Raw genomic sequence first — 14217 nt, 5'->3', positions numbered from 1 at the left:
CTCGATGAATATGCCTGCCCAATGACGATCAGGCGACGGCCTGTAACCCCTTGCGTTGGATGATCGACAACGGGCGCAGCGCCGGGCCGCCCGGTCGCTTCACGCTGCGTTCCTGTCAATCGCGGGCAAGCTGCAAGGCGAGGAACGCGACAAGGCGCTCGCCCTTTGGGAAACGACGCGGCAAGCGGGCGTTCGAGAATGAAGCCGAAACGCGAGGCGATAAGGTCGTTTGATCGGGGATCAGGCCGCCGCGCGCCCGGAGTCATCGGAGGCATCCTTGCCGGTCTTGCCAAGGTCGCGCATGTGGTCGATCCGAACAGGTTGCGCGTCGGGGAAGCGGGCGACAAGTTCAAGGCTTCCGCCCGCCGCCTCGATATAGCCGCGCAGCGTGGCCAGCTTGAGGTCGGCGCGCTTCTCGATCTTCGACACGCCCGCCTGATTGGTTTTCAGCTTCTCGGCCACGGCTTTCTGTGAAAGGCGCCGCGCCCTGCGTAGCTGCGATCGGCATCTGGAGCAATACGAAGAGGCCCGGTCTTGCAGACATGGACGAATATGGGAAAGTCTTCCGGGCGGCCGATGAACTTTGTCCGCCCGGTGTTCCGACTGTCGACCGAGCAACGAACTCCCAGTGAGGCGATAGCGCCGAATAGCCCGGCGCGTTCTGGCCAGCGATCGTCTGGCTCCCGCGCATGAGGCGTTCGCCTCTCGGCTTCGTTCACCAGGTGGGCCGTAACCAGATACTGGCTCCCTTTGCAGGCATCGGGGATGGCCGGGGTTCCCCCGATGAATACGCGAACTTGTCGGCGACATGATCCGCGAGCGATTCATGCTCCCCGTCCCGGATGTTCATGGTCTCTTTGCGCGCTACAGATTCGAGCGGGTATCGCCGCCGCGCGGCTATCGAACGAAAACAGCATGGATCAGGCCGCCCCGCCAAGGTCGCGACAATCAACAATACCGACGTGTCGCTCCCCGGCAATCAACCTGCGACATAGGCTTTGCCAGCGACAATCAAACGCACCAAAACAGCAATGTCGCGATCAACGCTTCTCATCCAGATCGTCGCGCTACACTTAAGGTTTCCTGGCCTCACCGATGCTGACGGGGCGGGCGATTTCCCTGATTGCAGCCGACAATGATCGACACCCGCGCAAGGCGGCAGACCGTTACCAAGCGCAATCGTCAGTTTCTCCCATGGAAAGTTTTCACTTGCCACATTGGAAAGCGATGTTATGTCTTTCCGAATTGGAAAGTGATGGAGGCGACGTGTGCCGCAGACCCTGCTTGTGCTCGCCGGACTTACGGGGTGGGCCTGGCTCGACCGCCACTCCTATCGCGCGCTTTGTCTGGTCGAGGAAAGCACAAAGCGGCGCGCCTTCTACCGGCAGTGGACATGGGTTTCCTTTGTCGCGTTCGGTCTGGGCGGGCTGGCGCTGCTTGTGCTGGTGGGATCGCTCGAAGCGCTCCGGCGCATGCCCGCCGAATTCGCCGCGCTTCGTCCCTCGTTCGAAGCCCCCGAGACCGTGAATGCCGGCAGCGCCGATTATCTCATCGGCGTGCTGATCGGGGCAGGGCTGGTCCTCGGCCTTTCTGCTTTTCTGTGGTCGCGGCGCATTCGCAAGATGCGCATGCCGGTCATAGGCGACATCGAACCGCTCATGCCCCGCAACCGATCGGAAATCCTCAGCGCGATCCCGATGGCGATCAGCGCTGGCGTGGTCGAGGAGCTGTTTTTCCGACTGGCGCTGCCACTGCTGGCCGCCCAGGTCACTGGCTCCGCGCTGGCTGGCTTTGCGATCGCCTGTGTCGCTTTCGCGCTCGTCCACTTGTATCAGGGTTGGAAGGGAATGGTCTTTGTCTTTGTTGCAGGCGTGTGGTTCGCTTGGCTGTATCTTGGCAGCGGTTCGCTGCTGAAACTGATCCTGCTTCACATTCTGATAGACCTCGTCGCGCTGGTCGTGCGCCCGACGATCGGGCTCCTCCTTCTGCGGCGCGCCGCTACGGTTTGACTATTCTCCCCGGTATGGAAGGAAAATGAGATGGACCCAGAACCGCTGAAGCCGGAAGACGCCCGCGCGGCGCTCGACGGCATCGAGGAGGCCCGTCGCGAACTGGCGCGGAAGGCGACTGCCTTTCCGCTCTGGCGCCATGCCGCGTTCGGCGCGATCATGGCCATGTTCGTTCTCGGCCAAGATTTCGGCCCGCCGCTTCAAATCGTGCTGCCGGTCGGAGCATTGGCGGCGACCTTCTGGCTCGCCGCCGACGACCGACGGCGCCACGGCATGTTCATCAACGGCTATCGTAAAGGGCTGACGCTGATTGTGTCGGTGGCGCTGCTCGCAGCGATGCTGGGCGGTATCGCGTTCGAGGTCTACGCACGACTCGCGGGGCTGTCGCTAGCGGTAAAGCTGGGGATAGCGATGGTCGCCTTCCTTGTCGCGCTGGAGTCAAGCTACGCTTGGAACCGCGCCTACCGTCGCGAGCTGATGAACGAAACGCGGTGAGCGTGGACGGGATTGACATGGTGCTGCATCCGCCCAGCCGGCTGCAGATCGCAGCGTTGCTCGCGAAGGTGAGCGAGATGGAATTCGCGAAACTGCGCGAGCTTACGAAAGTCAGCGATTCGGTATTGTCGAAGCACCTCTCTGCACTGGTCGACGCCGGTTATGTGCGGCTGCGCAAGGCGGCAACTGGCGGGCGGCAACGTACCTGGGAGTCGCTCACCGCTGCGGGAAGGCGTGCGCTCGCGCGGCATGTTGCTGCTTTGCGTGCGCTCGTCGCGCACCTGCCGATGGCGGAATAGAGCATCACGATTCGCGGCAGCTGGTTTGTGGCCCAGGTGTCCAGAGCAGCATAGGTAGATGTGACATCGGCGGTCGGCGGCGCAAGACGGCCAATTGTGACTGGTCCGATAGCGCGTCCGAAACCCCCTGACACGGACCTCGCTTCATGATGTGTTCGCGAGATCCCCGGAGACCACGAATGAGCGAGGGCTTTGCAGCCCGATGCTGATTTTATCGCAAGAATCGGGAAGCAGCAGCAGGAGATTTGAGTCAGATTCATGTGTGGACATCCGATAATCGCGGCGCTCGATGAGTCGCTGATAGTGTCGCGGTCCGGGCGATGTTGCCCGGTGGTTTGACCATCGGAGGCTATGATGATCCACTATGTCGGTTTGGATGTGTCGCAGAAGATGACGGCGATCTGCGCGGTCGATGCGCAGGGGCAGAGACTTTGGCGAGATCAGTGCGGTTCGACACCGGAGCAGATCGAGGCGGCGGTGCTCCGTCGCGCTGGCCCTGATGCGCGTCTCGGCATCGAGACGGGGCCGATGACGCCTTGGCTGGTTCATGAGCTGCGCGATCGAGGTTTCGATATTGTTTGCCTCGATGCACGACATGCCCGCGCTGCGCTCAAGATGCAGCTCAACAAAACGGACCAGAATGTTGCCGAAGGATTGGCGCAGATCATGCGTACAGGCTGGTATCGATCGGTTCACGTGAAGTCGTTTGACACTCATCGTGCGCGGGCTTTGCTGGGCGCCCGTGCTCAACTTGTCGGCATGACGACACGGTTGTCCAACCACATTCGAGGCGTGCTGAAGACATTTGGTCTCCTGCCCGGCACGATGCGTGGTCTGCCATTCGACAGGTGGGTTGAAGCCTTGCTTGCCAATCGTCCGGATGTCGCACCGGTCGTTCACCCCATGCTCGTCGCTTGGCGGCAGCTACGGGAGCAGATTGCTGTCTTTGACAAAGCAGTGCGCGTACTGGTCAAAGCTAATCCGGCCTGCAGGCTCCCGATGAGCGTACCTGGCATCGGCGTATTGTCGGTGCTCGCCTATGTCAGCACGGTCGAGGATCCGGCTCGATTTCATCGATCTCGATCTGTTGGCGCACATTGCGGGCTTACGCCGCGGCAGTATCAGTCTGGGGAGGTCGACCGCAGTGGCAGGATATCGAAGTGCGGCGACATTCTCACTCGAACGCTGCTGTATGAAGCCGCTGTCGTGATCCTGGCGCGGATCAAGCGCGCTTCTGGGCTCAAAGAATGGGCCGAGGCGATCGCGAGGCGGTCGGGCCACGGCAAGGCACGGATAGCGCTAGCCCGCAAATTGTCGGTTATCCTCCACAGCATCTGGCGCTCGGGCGAGCCGTACCGTTGGCCGGAGGATCGGCTGGCAGCCTGACCCACTTGCGCGATTCCATTCCGTCGTTCTGGCGAATGGGATGCTTGCCCGATGGGCGAGGATGAAGGTGACTGCGCAAGAGGGCCTTGGGCCTCTTGATCCTCAAGAGAGCCCGCTGTGGACCTTGCAGCACCTCGGCTTCGTACCAGATGTTGCGGCGGCATTGCCGACCGCGAAGAGAACCGTGACCCCGGGGCGGGCATCATTGCCAGATACAGATTGACGGGAGAAGCGCGATTAGAGAACGGCCCCTGTTGGGCAAGAGGGAATTGACGCATTGATCTGAGCCGGGTCAGGTTCATTCATGTGTCCGGCCTGGCGCAGCAAGTGGAGCGGCTCGCCGACGTTACCGCCGAAGGTGAGTTCACCGATATGGGTTTATAGGTTTCTCGCAGGAGGCAAGCCTCGCGCTGCTTGCCGAGCTGCTTGCTGACATGGTCGGCTTGCCGCTCGGATAGCCGGAAAACTTTGAGTGCATTTCCGTCCGGTCTACCGAAGCCGGACCAACCCGCTAGTGCGGACTGTTTGGCGCGAGGAGATCGGACCGGATATCTAGCGCGACATCGACGATCATGTCTTCTTGCCCACCCACCATGCGGCGGCGGCCGAGTTCCACGAGAATTTCACGGGTGTCCACACCGTAATCCGCACTGGCTTTCTCGGCGTGGCGCAGGAAGCTGGAGTAAATACCCGCATAGCCCAGGCTCAGCGTCTCGCGATCGACTCGAACCGGGCGATCCTGCAGCGGGCGGACCAGTTCCTCCGCCGCGTCCATCAGCTTGTAGAGGTCGCAGCCGTGTTTCCAGCCCTTGCGGTCAGCGGCGGCGATGAACACTTCGAGCGGAGCGTTGCCTGCACCCGCGCCCATCCCGGCGAGGCTGGCATCGATGCGGATCGCGCCTGCCTGCACGCCGACCATCGAATTCGCGACGCCGAGCGAAAGATTGTGATGCGCGTGGATACCGCGCTGGGTTTCCGGTTTCAGCACACGATCATAGGCTTCGCACCGCGCCCTGTAGCCATCCATGTCAAGCGCGCCGCCGCTGTCGGTGACATAGACACAATGCGCGCCGTAGCTTTCCATGAGTTTCGCCTGCTGCGCGAGCGCGTCGGGCTCGATCATGTGGCTCATCATCAAAAAGCCCGAGACATCCATGCCCAGATCGAGCGCGGCCGCGATATGCTGGCGCGATATGTCCGCCTCGGTGCAATGCGTCGCCACGCGGACCGAACGTACCCCCAGCGCGCAGGCATGCCTGAGTTCCTCGATGGTGCCGATGCCGGGGATCAGCAGGGTGGTGAGCACGCTATGTTCCAGCACATCGGCCACCGCCTCGAGCCATTCCCAGTCGGTATGCGCGCCGAAGCCATAGTTGAACGAGGAACCGTTGAGCCCGTCGCCATGCGCCACTTCGATCGCATCGACTTTCGCGTCGTCGAGCGCTTTCGCGATCTGGCGGACGTGCTCGACGCCATACTGATGGCGAATTGCGTGCATGCCGTCACGCAGCGTCACGTCCTGGATATAGAGCTTGGTCGCGGTGGGATCGAAGCCCATCATGCGGTCTCCTTCTGCAGACGGCGCGCGGCGATGCGCTCGGCCGTGGCAAGACCCGCCGAAGTCATGATATCAAGATTACCGGCATAGGCTGGCAAGTAGTGCGCCGCGCCTTCCACTTCGAGGAAGACGCTGGTCTTGATCCCCTCGAAAGTACCCACGCCGGGAATGCGCACCGGATTGTTGGAGCCGAAGCGCTCGAACTGCAGCTTCTGCTTCAGGCGATAGCCGGGAACATAGGCGTTGACGCGGGCGACCATTGCCTCGACGGCGGCCTCGATCGCCGTCTCGTCCGCTCCCGATGACAGGGTGAAGACGGTATCTCGCATCAGCATCGGCGGCTCGGCCGGATTGAGAATGATGATCGCTTTCCCCTTCGCGGCGCCGCCAACCTTTTCGATGCCCCGGCTGGTGGTGTCGGTGAACTCGTCGATGTTGGCGCGGGTGCCGGGACCAGCCGATTTGGAGGCGATGGAGGCAACGATCTCGGCATAGTGCACTTGCGCCACCGAAGAGACTGCGGCGACGATCGGGATCGTCGCCTGTCCGCCGCAGGTGACCATATTGACGTTGGCCGCATCGAGATGCGCATCGCCGTTGACCACCGGGACCACGTATGGACCGATGGCCGCCGGGGTCAAATCGATCATGGCCTTGCCGGCACCGGTCACTACTGCGCTGTGGTGCGCATGCGCTCCGGCCGAGGTCGCGTCGAACACGATCCCGATTTCGCTCCATATGGGCAAGGCCTGCAGGCCCTCAATTCCTTCGTGCGTGGTGGCGACACCCAGCCGCTCGGCGCGCTTGAGGCCGTCCGATTCAGGATCTATGCCCACCAGAGCGCCCATTTCGAGTACGTCCGAATGGCGCATGATCTTGATCATCAGATCGGTGCCGATGTTGCCCGATCCGATGATCGCGGCCTTCACTTTCCCGCTCATGCCGCAGTGCACTCATAGCTGAAACTGGCACGGCCGAGGCCGCCGATGCGCGCCTCCACGTGGTCGCCCGGTGTCAGCGCCACCATTGGGCCAAGCGCACCGGTCAGTACCACTTCGCCGGCCCTGAGCGGCGCTCCGGCGGCGGCGAGCGTGCGGGCAAGCCAGGCAGCGGCGTTTAGCGGATGGCCCAGGCACGCCGCGCCCGCGCCAAGCGAGGCAATCGCGCCGTTGAGTTCGAGCACCATGCCGCAAGCATAGAAATCAAGGCCATCGAGCTTGTGGCGTTCCTCGCCGAGCACGAAGAACGCGGAAGAACCGTTGTCGGCCACCGTATCGGCGAAAGTGATCTTCCAGTCGGCGATCCGGCTGTCGACGATCTCGATGGCGGAGACCGCGTGGTCGGCGGCGGCGGCCACCGTCTCGGGTGTGGCGTCGGGATCGTTCAGGTCACGACCAAGGACGATCGCGATTTCTGCTTCAGCCTTGGGCTGGAGCGTCCGGGATGCGGAAAGGATTCCGCCATCGGCAATGCGCATGTCATCAAAGAGCACGCCGAAGTCGGGCTGGCCCACACCGAGCTGCGCCTGCACTGCCTTGGCCGTCAGCCCAACCTTGCGCCCCACGATGCGCCGGCCGGAGTTCTGCCAGAACCGGGTGTTGATCGCCTGTACGGCGTATGCTCCGGCCGCGTCTGTCGGTTCCAGAACATGTTGGAGCGACGGAATCGCGCCATCACTATAGGCACGACGCAGGTCGGCTGCGGCTACCTCATATTGGCCCGTCATTTCCTCTCCCTTCAAACGCCTCCCCGGCAAGCCAATATGAAGTGACCGTGATTTGATAGATGGCACTTCAGTCACCGGAAAGGGGGATGGAACCATCAGCTCACGAGGCCGTCACTTGTTGTCGAGACCTTTGCGCAGCAACTCGCGATGCCGGGAAACCCATGAACGGAAGTTTTCCATCGGACCCAACAGAGCGCGTCCGGACTCCATCGACGCCAATGCTCGCAAACTGCCGATCAACCGGAACAATCCCACGCCCTGTGGCCACTGAGCGCCGAATTGATCGAGCGGAACGCTCGCTGCCGCCACGGGAAGGCCAAGTTCCTCCGAGAAGACTTCCGCGATGCCGGCAAAGCTGACATGCTCGCCGGCGAGCTCATATATCTGCCCCGCATGGCGTGCGGGACCGGCAGCGATGACGACAGCAGACCGCCCGATATCGTCGACTGAGACAACGTCCAGCATCGCCTCCGGCGGAAGCGGCAAGGCGACCTCGTGGCAATTCTCGCTCGGGCGAATGCGAAACCTCTCCAGAAAGATGTCCATGAACAATCCGGGGCGGATGATCGTCGTGGGGACCTCCAGTTCCGCGATCCGCTCCTCAATCGCTCGCTTGGATCCCATCGCCAGAACGCCCTTGGCATCGGCGGTCACCGCAGACTGGTAGATCAGATGCGGCGTTCCGACTTCCGCAGCCGCGTCGCAAACATTGATGCCCTGTACCGCCTGACCAATGTCCCATCGACTACCCAGCGACGGTCCTGACAGATAGACTGCGGACGCGTCGGCAATCGCCTTTCTGACCGAGGCCCGGTCATCGAGATCGGCCGTCACAGGCTCTGCGCCGAGCGCTGCAAGCAAACGCGCTGCCTCGCCCTCCGCGTTTCGGGTTGCAACGCGCACGATCCAGCCGGCTTCGAGAAGATGACGCGAGACCGCGCCTCCCGCGAGGCCAGTTCCACCGAACACGGTGACGATCATTGAGGACATTCGCTCATTCCCCTTAATGTATTCGGTATACTGTCTCTAGTGCATCGCGCGGCCACTGTAAACCGCTATGCGCCGGGCATCGATACCGCCGAGCGTTGCATATGTACGGCCGAATCTCGGAATTCGGTATACATACAGGCTTTACTCCAGGGAGTAAGGTTGCCATGTTCCGATTCGACAAGATTGCCTCTGACTCGATGCCGTGTGCACGGCGACTGGAGTTCCGATGACTGATCCCGCCAAAAGCATCCGCGTTGCCGCCGCGCAGATTTCTCCTGTTTTCCTCGATCGGGAGGCGACCGTAGATAAGGCCATCGAGCATATCGCGCTTGCCGCGAAGCAAGGCGTCAATCTCATCGGGTTCGGCGAGGCATGGCTTCCCGGCTATCCCTGGTGGATATATCTGGTCTCCCCGATCAAGGGCTTTCCGTTCGCGCAGCGCCTCTATGAAAATGCGGTCGAAGTTCCGAGCCAGACTACCGATCGCCTTTGCAAGGCAGCGCGCGACAATGGCATATATGTGGTGATCGGCCTCACCGAGAAAGATCGTGGCAGTCTTTATCTGGCGCAACTCTTCATCGATCCCGAAGGGCGGATCATCGGGCATCGCCGCAAGCTCAAGCCCACGCATAACGAGCGCGCCGTTTGGGGCGAAGGCGATGGCAGCGACATCATTGTCGTCAAGACGGAGTTCGGCAATGTCGGCGCGCTCAACTGTTGGGAGCATCTTCAGCCGCTCACCCGTTTCGCGATGAATTATCTGAACGAGCAGATCCACGTCTCGGCCTGGCCGGGCTTCTCGCTCTATACCGGGATAATGCATTCGTTCAGCGCCGAGGCCAATCTGGCGGCATCCCGCTCCTATGCTCTGGAAACCCAGACCTTCGTGATCCATGTGGGTCCGCACACCGATGCGGAGACCGTAGAGATGCTGTGTGATGACGAGCACAGCGCGAGCCTGTTGCGTGTCGGGGGCGGCTATTCCGAGATTATCGACCCCAACGGCAAGACGATCGGCGGCCCGCTTGACCCCGACACCGAGGGCCTCGTTATCGCGGACTGCGACCTTTCGCTGATTGGCGCTGCCCGCATGGCGAACGATCCGGCCGGCCACTATGCAAGGGCCGATGTTTTACAACTCGTGTTCAATCGCAGCCCTCGCCGCGCGGTCGTTTTCCGAGACGTCGTTCCGTCGGGCGAATCCAAACCCAAGGAACTCGCGGAGGCGTCGGCGCTCCTCTCAATCGTGCCGCCAGAACCGAACGTGGCCGGACTCTAGGACGGATTTAGAAACATGCCCGAAAAGCGGATGCCGGAGAACTGGACCCCGCCCTATCCGGTGTGGATACCCGATTTTGCCGACGCAACCGAGAATATCGTTGTCGCCTATTTCGCCGAACAGCTTCCATCAGGCGCCAGCATCGGGGTTCTTTCCCGTGCAATGAATGCCGCGCTGGCGCATGAGGCGGCGCCGGCCACTGTGGAGCGTGCAGCCTTCGTAGACCATGATGGACGGCACAATGACGTCTATCTGACCTATTGGCTTTCGGCGAACAGCTATCGAAGTTGGTGGGGAACGAGTGGCTTTGGTGCCTGGTGGGACCATGCCGATCGCCAAACGGGTCCTTCCGGCTTCTGGCGCGAAGTGCATGTGCAGCCCGTCCGGCGCCTCGAATCCAACACGTCCACGATCCACCCTGCGGCGACTCAAAAGGGCGTGACCCGGGCCGCGCCGGCGCTGCGGGGTCCAATCCCCGAGATCGGCTATTGGGGCGCCGCGCGGGACCGGATCCCTGACTCGGCGAGTGACGATTTCGCGCCGACCCGAGCCTGGGAAGAGCCGACCGCGACTGAAAACAACAGCTTGGGGGGCCGTGTCCGCCGGCGCTTCGCAGACAACATGGCCATGATCCGATCGGGCCAGGACTGGACGCGGTCCAGCCCCGATGAGTTGCTGACATACCGGACGCTGGTCGAACCTGTCCTCGATGAAGGAATGGCATATCTGATTGGGCACCCCGCTGAAATGGGCTGTGTGTCTTGCCGGCCGATGCGGCAGTTGGATGTCGCGACCGGCGCGCCGCTCGAGCAGACGTTCACGACGGCCTATTTCCTCTCGCTCCATCATCTCGAGCAATGGGCCTGGCACCATCCCACGCACGAAGCGATCTATCGCAAGGCGCAGGAGATGATCCGGGCGCGCGCCTATCAGTTGGACCTGCAGCTTTGGCATGAAGTGCTGATCCTCGATCAGGGGAGCGAGGCGGAATATGTCAACTGCTCCGGTGCCGTGGGCCTTCTGCGTCTCGGCCCGATGAGCGTGTCGGCTGCTTGACGGGGACCGCTGTGAGGATTGCCACCCATCGACAAAATCGGATGAAGATCGTTCGATACGGACTGCCGCTTGTAAACCGGTGCCGGGAAAATCCGGCTGCGGCTTTCAGTTGGGGAAAACCGGTGGGATCGGCTGGAAAGGGTTGCTCGCCAGCACTCCCGGCGCGGGATAGGCGATCTTGCTCTGCGCGAGGCCGAGGTCGATCAGCGTTTCGCAGGCCTTGTACGCCGCAAGTCCCGGATTGATCACGGGGCAGGGAAGCACCGAAGCAAGATAGGCGTGGGACTGGTACATGGTCGTCGAGCCAAGCATGATGACTTCCGCCCCGTCCTGCTCGATCGCAGCGCGCGCCTCGGCTTCCAGCTTGGCGAAGACGATATCCTCCTTGCCGTTCAGCAGTTCGTGCGTGTCGGGGCGGACACCGATCTGCCGGACGGACGCGACCCTACCGGCCAGACCATATTTTGCGATCGTTTCGGTGATCGCCCGGCGCCAGGGTTCCCACATGGTTACCACGGAGAAGCGACCGCCGAGCTGAATCGCGAGCGAAAAAGCCGCCTGCGCCGCGCCGACCACGGGAATGGAAAGGCAGGAGCGCAGGGCGGCGATCCCGGAATCGCTGGTCGAGAAGCTGCACACGGCCGCGCAGCCTTCCTTTTCGGCATCGAGGCCAGCATCGAGCACGAAGGCATCGGCCAGCGTCGACTCATAGGCGCTATCGACAAGCGATGCGCCGGTCCGGCAGCCGACAAATTCCAGATCTATGTCCGGCCGCCGCAGCGTCTGGGGAATCTGCGCGGCGAAATTGGCAAGCGCTTCGGGTGGCAGCGGCACAGGAAGGATCATCCGGATTCGATTCACGTCTTTCTTCCCTCCCGCATCGCCGCAATTTGCGCTATCCATCGCCTAGAAACTCGTCCGCATCGAAACATTCCACCAACGAGGCGTGCCGTAGCTTTCCTCGTTGCAGCCGCAGAGTGTCGCGAGGTTGAATGTGACGTTACGGTAACGCTTGTCGAGGATATTCTCGACACCGAAGCCGATCTTGTAGCGCTCGTCCCCGGTCGTGAAAAAGACGTGGCCATTGGCGAGGAAATAGGCGTCGATCACGTCCGCGTCGAAATTGCGGATATTGCCGTAGACCTTGCTGCGCCAGCTTCCGTCCAGGTTGAAGGAGACGTTGCCCCCCAGGACCTTCTGCGGGACAGTATAGGCGATCTGGCCGGAGAAGGTCTTGCCGGGCGTGAAGCTCGGCTTGACATCCGTGATGAGGCCGGGCGCCAGCTCGAGATCATAGACCTTGGCGTCGAGCAGCGAGACGCCGAGCCCGATGTGGAGGCCCCTGACGGGCCGCAGGTTGAGCGAGGCCTCGAAGCCATAGACGCGCGCATCGTTGTTGGAAACGATGCCGGACACATTGGCGAAGGTGAAGGCCTGATAGTCTTTGTAGTCGTAATAATAGGTCGCCGCGTCGAAGGTCGCCTTGCCGTCGAGAAAAGTCGCCTTGAGGCCCAGCTCATAGGCGGTGAGCGTTTCCGGCCGGTAGGGGATGCGGTCGGGCGACAGCGAGGGCGATCCGTCGGGCAGGGCCGCGTTATAGGCGCCGCCTTTCACGCCGCGACTGACGCCCAAATACAGCAGCGTGTCGCTGTCGGGCCGATATTCGACCTGTGCCTTGCCGGCCCAGAGCGTCTTGGAACGCTTGTCGGCGAAGGAATCCTGCAGAGGGAACAGGGCCGGGCCATGATCGAAGTCATAGTCGTCGACATTGGCGTGCGCGAAGGAATCAAAGCTGTATTCCTGATGCTCCCGAATGAGGCGGCCGCCCAGGATGAAGCTCAGCTTGGGCGCGAAATCATATTCGATCTGGCCAAAGCCGGAGACCGATCGCGTTTCAAGATGGATTTCATTGATGAGGTCGATGCCATCGGTCGCGAACGGCGGGCCGAAGCTTGCCGCGAAGATGGAGTTGCTCGGGGCGACGAAGCCGGAATAGGCGTTCGTCTTGACATAGAGATAGTAAAAGCCCGTCACCCAGCGGAAAGCCCCCTTGCCCGTGCCGGCGAGCCGGACCTCCTGCGAGAAGCTGCGCTGCCGGCTGTCGCCCAGAAAGTTGATCAGATTCTCGGGGCCTGCGTCGACGTCCGTGCCGTGCACGCTGAAGAAGCGGCGATAGTTGCTGATCGAGACCAGTTCCGCCCCGTCGAACTCGTAGTTCAAGTGGAGCGCGCCGTCATAGCTTTTGAGGCGATTGAGATCGTCGAGCGCCCAGTCCTTCGAGATTGTCAGGCTCTTGGCGCTGGGCGCGCGGTAGCCGAAGAAGTCGCCGCCAGGCGTCGGACGCATCTGCGCGGTCGGCAGCCCGTTCGTGCCGACATTCTCGCCATTGGGTCCGATGTTCATGCGAGTCTCGTTGGGGCCGGCGAACTGAACGTTGACCAGCCGGCCTTCGGCATCGAACACACCGATCGTGGCCGTTGCATTGTAGGGATTTTCGCCGAACCTCGTGCGCGCATAAGAGCCGGTGGCACGGATGGTAAGACGCTCGGTCGGCTCGAACTGGATCTGACCGCGCAACGCGACGGTGTTATCGTTCCAGAGGTCCTCGCAACATTTCGGTCCAGGCGGCGTGGTGCCGGCCACCAACGAGCTGACACCATAGGGATAGATGTTCTTGAGGATCGGATCGAAGCGGTTGAACAGGCCAGACAGGCGGATCTGAACCTTCTCGCTAAGCGGAAGGCCGATCGCGCCTTCGGCCCGGACGTGGTTGAAGCGCCCATAGCTCAGGTCGAGAAATCCGTTGGCCGTGTCGGATGGCCGGTTCGGAATGAAATGGATCAGGCCGCCGGTCGCATTGCGACCGAACAACGTGCCCTGCGGCCCTTTAAGCACTTCCACGCGCTGGACATCGAATGTGCCGAACAGCTGACCATTGAGATTGGGGATGTAGGTATCGTCGACATACGCCGCGACCGGCCCCTCAATGAAGTCGCCGAAGTCGTTCTGCACGACGCCACGGATGGAGAATTGCGAGTTCTGCCCGCCCGAAGTGCTCGAAATGGAAAGGCCCGGCGTCAATCTCGCAATGTCGATCGAGGAACTTGCGCCCATTTCCCTCAGCTGCTCGCCGCTGAACGCGGTGATCGCAATGCCGACATCCTGAATGCTCTGCTCGCGGCGCTGTGCCGTGACGACGATCTCGCCATCGCCGCCAACCTGGTCGCTCGCTGTCTGCGCCAGGGCGACCTGGGTGGTACCCGCGGCCATGATCGCAATTGCCGCTTGGGCAGCGGTGCTGAACAGCGTGCCGGTCAGCGATCGGCTTTTCTGGTCTCGCCTGTCGCGCCCTCCAGGCAACCCCAACCGCCTACGAGGCGCAAAATGTCTCACCATCCCGAAGTCCCCCTCTTTTTGCT

At 61.9% G+C, this 14217-nt stretch carries 14 protein-coding genes; 7 read left to right on the top strand and 7 right to left on the bottom strand.

What is annotated here, in order from left to right:
* Positions 1–55: 55 nt before the first annotated feature.
* On the top strand, positions 56–202 hold the full coding sequence (locus tag KRZ98_RS16465) for a hypothetical protein (RefSeq protein WP_217674525.1): 147 nt from the start codon (positions 56–58) through the stop codon (positions 200–202).
* Between the two features lie 38 nt (positions 203–240).
* Here the strand turns inward: KRZ98_RS16465 and KRZ98_RS24645 are convergent, their stop codons facing one another.
* Positions 241–462, bottom strand: coding sequence for a hypothetical protein (locus tag KRZ98_RS24645; RefSeq protein WP_217674524.1), 222 nt, complete (start codon positions 460–462; stop codon positions 241–243).
* An 806-nt stretch (positions 463–1268) separates the two neighbouring features.
* Here KRZ98_RS24645 and KRZ98_RS24640 point away from each other — a divergent pair.
* From KRZ98_RS24640 to KRZ98_RS16440, 4 genes are all read left to right on the top strand, one after another.
* Complete coding sequence (locus KRZ98_RS24640; RefSeq protein WP_217674523.1) at positions 1269–2009, top strand: CPBP family intramembrane glutamic endopeptidase; 741 nt, start codon at positions 1269–1271, stop codon at positions 2007–2009.
* 30 nt (positions 2010–2039) lie between these two features.
* Positions 2040–2504 (top strand): hypothetical protein, encoded by a 465-nt coding sequence (locus tag KRZ98_RS16450; RefSeq protein ID WP_217674522.1) that lies wholly within the window; start codon positions 2040–2042, stop codon positions 2502–2504.
* A gap of 17 nt (positions 2505–2521) precedes the next feature.
* The gene (locus tag KRZ98_RS16445) at positions 2522–2803 is read left to right on the top strand and encodes a transcriptional regulator (RefSeq protein WP_254798577.1); all 282 of its coding nucleotides are present in this window, start codon (positions 2522–2524) and stop codon (positions 2801–2803) included.
* Positions 2804–3154: 351 nt separating this feature from the next.
* Complete coding sequence (locus KRZ98_RS16440; RefSeq protein WP_254798575.1) at positions 3155–4189, top strand: IS110 family transposase; 1035 nt, start codon at positions 3155–3157, stop codon at positions 4187–4189.
* Positions 4190–4700: 511 nt separating this feature from the next.
* Here KRZ98_RS16440 and dmpG read toward each other — a convergent pair.
* The 4 genes from dmpG to KRZ98_RS16420 form a co-directional block, all read right to left on the bottom strand.
* Entirely contained in the window at positions 4701–5747 is a 1047-nt protein-coding gene (dmpG, locus tag KRZ98_RS16435) for a 4-hydroxy-2-oxovalerate aldolase (RefSeq protein WP_217674800.1), read from the bottom strand.
* Positions 5747–6688 carry an acetaldehyde dehydrogenase (acetylating) gene (locus KRZ98_RS16430; RefSeq protein WP_217674520.1) on the bottom strand — a complete coding sequence of 314 codons (942 nt, stop codon included), beginning with the start codon at positions 6686–6688 and terminating at the stop codon, positions 5747–5749. Before KRZ98_RS16430 ends, dmpG begins: the two co-directional genes overlap by 1 nt.
* Positions 6685–7473: a 2-keto-4-pentenoate hydratase gene (locus KRZ98_RS16425; protein WP_217674519.1), complete on the bottom strand. Its 789-nt coding sequence runs from the start codon at positions 7471–7473 to the stop codon at positions 6685–6687. Before KRZ98_RS16425 ends, KRZ98_RS16430 begins: the two co-directional genes overlap by 4 nt.
* A gap of 111 nt (positions 7474–7584) precedes the next feature.
* Entirely contained in the window at positions 7585–8463 is an 879-nt protein-coding gene (locus tag KRZ98_RS16420; RefSeq protein ID WP_217674518.1) for an NmrA family NAD(P)-binding protein, read from the bottom strand.
* 226 nt (positions 8464–8689) lie between these two features.
* On the opposite strand from KRZ98_RS16420, the gene KRZ98_RS16415 reads away from it, so the two are divergent.
* Both KRZ98_RS16415 and KRZ98_RS16410 read left to right on the top strand, forming a co-directional pair.
* Complete coding sequence (locus KRZ98_RS16415) at positions 8690–9742, top strand: carbon-nitrogen hydrolase family protein (protein WP_217674517.1); 1053 nt, start codon at positions 8690–8692, stop codon at positions 9740–9742.
* Between the two features lie 15 nt (positions 9743–9757).
* Positions 9758–10798 carry a phenylacetaldoxime dehydratase family protein gene (locus tag KRZ98_RS16410; protein WP_217674516.1) on the top strand — a complete coding sequence of 347 codons (1041 nt, stop codon included), beginning with the start codon at positions 9758–9760 and terminating at the stop codon, positions 10796–10798.
* 105 nt (positions 10799–10903) lie between these two features.
* On the opposite strand, the gene KRZ98_RS16405 is transcribed toward KRZ98_RS16410, so the two are convergent.
* Positions 10904–11644 (bottom strand): aspartate/glutamate racemase family protein, encoded by a 741-nt coding sequence (locus KRZ98_RS16405; RefSeq protein ID WP_217674515.1) that lies wholly within the window; start codon positions 11642–11644, stop codon positions 10904–10906.
* A 60-nt stretch (positions 11645–11704) separates the two neighbouring features.
* Positions 11705–14158 carry a TonB-dependent receptor gene (locus KRZ98_RS16400; RefSeq protein WP_217674514.1) on the bottom strand — a complete coding sequence of 818 codons (2454 nt, stop codon included), beginning with the start codon at positions 14156–14158 and terminating at the stop codon, positions 11705–11707.
* Positions 14159–14217 lie beyond the last annotated feature (59 nt).

This window comes from Sphingobium sp. AS12, from assembly GCF_019097845.1.
Lineage (GTDB): Bacteria > Pseudomonadota > Alphaproteobacteria > Sphingomonadales > Sphingomonadaceae > Sphingobium.
This window is presented reverse-complemented; position numbering and strand designations above follow the sequence as displayed.

Coding starts and splice junctions, on each gene's coding strand:
- KRZ98_RS16450 (WP_217674522.1), top strand. CDS start 2,040: ATGGACCCAGAACCGCTGAAGCCGGAAGACGCCCGCGCGGCGCTCGAC.
- KRZ98_RS16445 (WP_254798577.1), top strand. CDS start 2,522: ATGGTGCTGCATCCGCCCAGCCGGCTGCAGATCGCAGCGTTGCTCGCG.
- KRZ98_RS16440 (WP_254798575.1), top strand. CDS start 3,155: ATGATGATCCACTATGTCGGTTTGGATGTGTCGCAGAAGATGACGGCG.
- dmpG (WP_217674800.1), bottom strand. CDS start 5,747: ATGGGCTTCGATCCCACCGCGACCAAGCTCTATATCCAGGACGTGACG.
- KRZ98_RS16430 (WP_217674520.1), bottom strand. CDS start 6,688: ATGAGCGGGAAAGTGAAGGCCGCGATCATCGGATCGGGCAACATCGGC.
- KRZ98_RS16425 (WP_217674519.1), bottom strand. CDS start 7,473: ATGACGGGCCAATATGAGGTAGCCGCAGCCGACCTGCGTCGTGCCTAT.
- KRZ98_RS16420 (WP_217674518.1), bottom strand. CDS start 8,463: ATGTCCTCAATGATCGTCACCGTGTTCGGTGGAACTGGCCTCGCGGGA.
- KRZ98_RS16415 (WP_217674517.1), top strand. CDS start 8,690: ATGACTGATCCCGCCAAAAGCATCCGCGTTGCCGCCGCGCAGATTTCT.
- KRZ98_RS16410 (WP_217674516.1), top strand. CDS start 9,758: ATGCCCGAAAAGCGGATGCCGGAGAACTGGACCCCGCCCTATCCGGTG.
- KRZ98_RS16405 (WP_217674515.1), bottom strand. CDS start 11,644: ATGATCCTTCCTGTGCCGCTGCCACCCGAAGCGCTTGCCAATTTCGCC.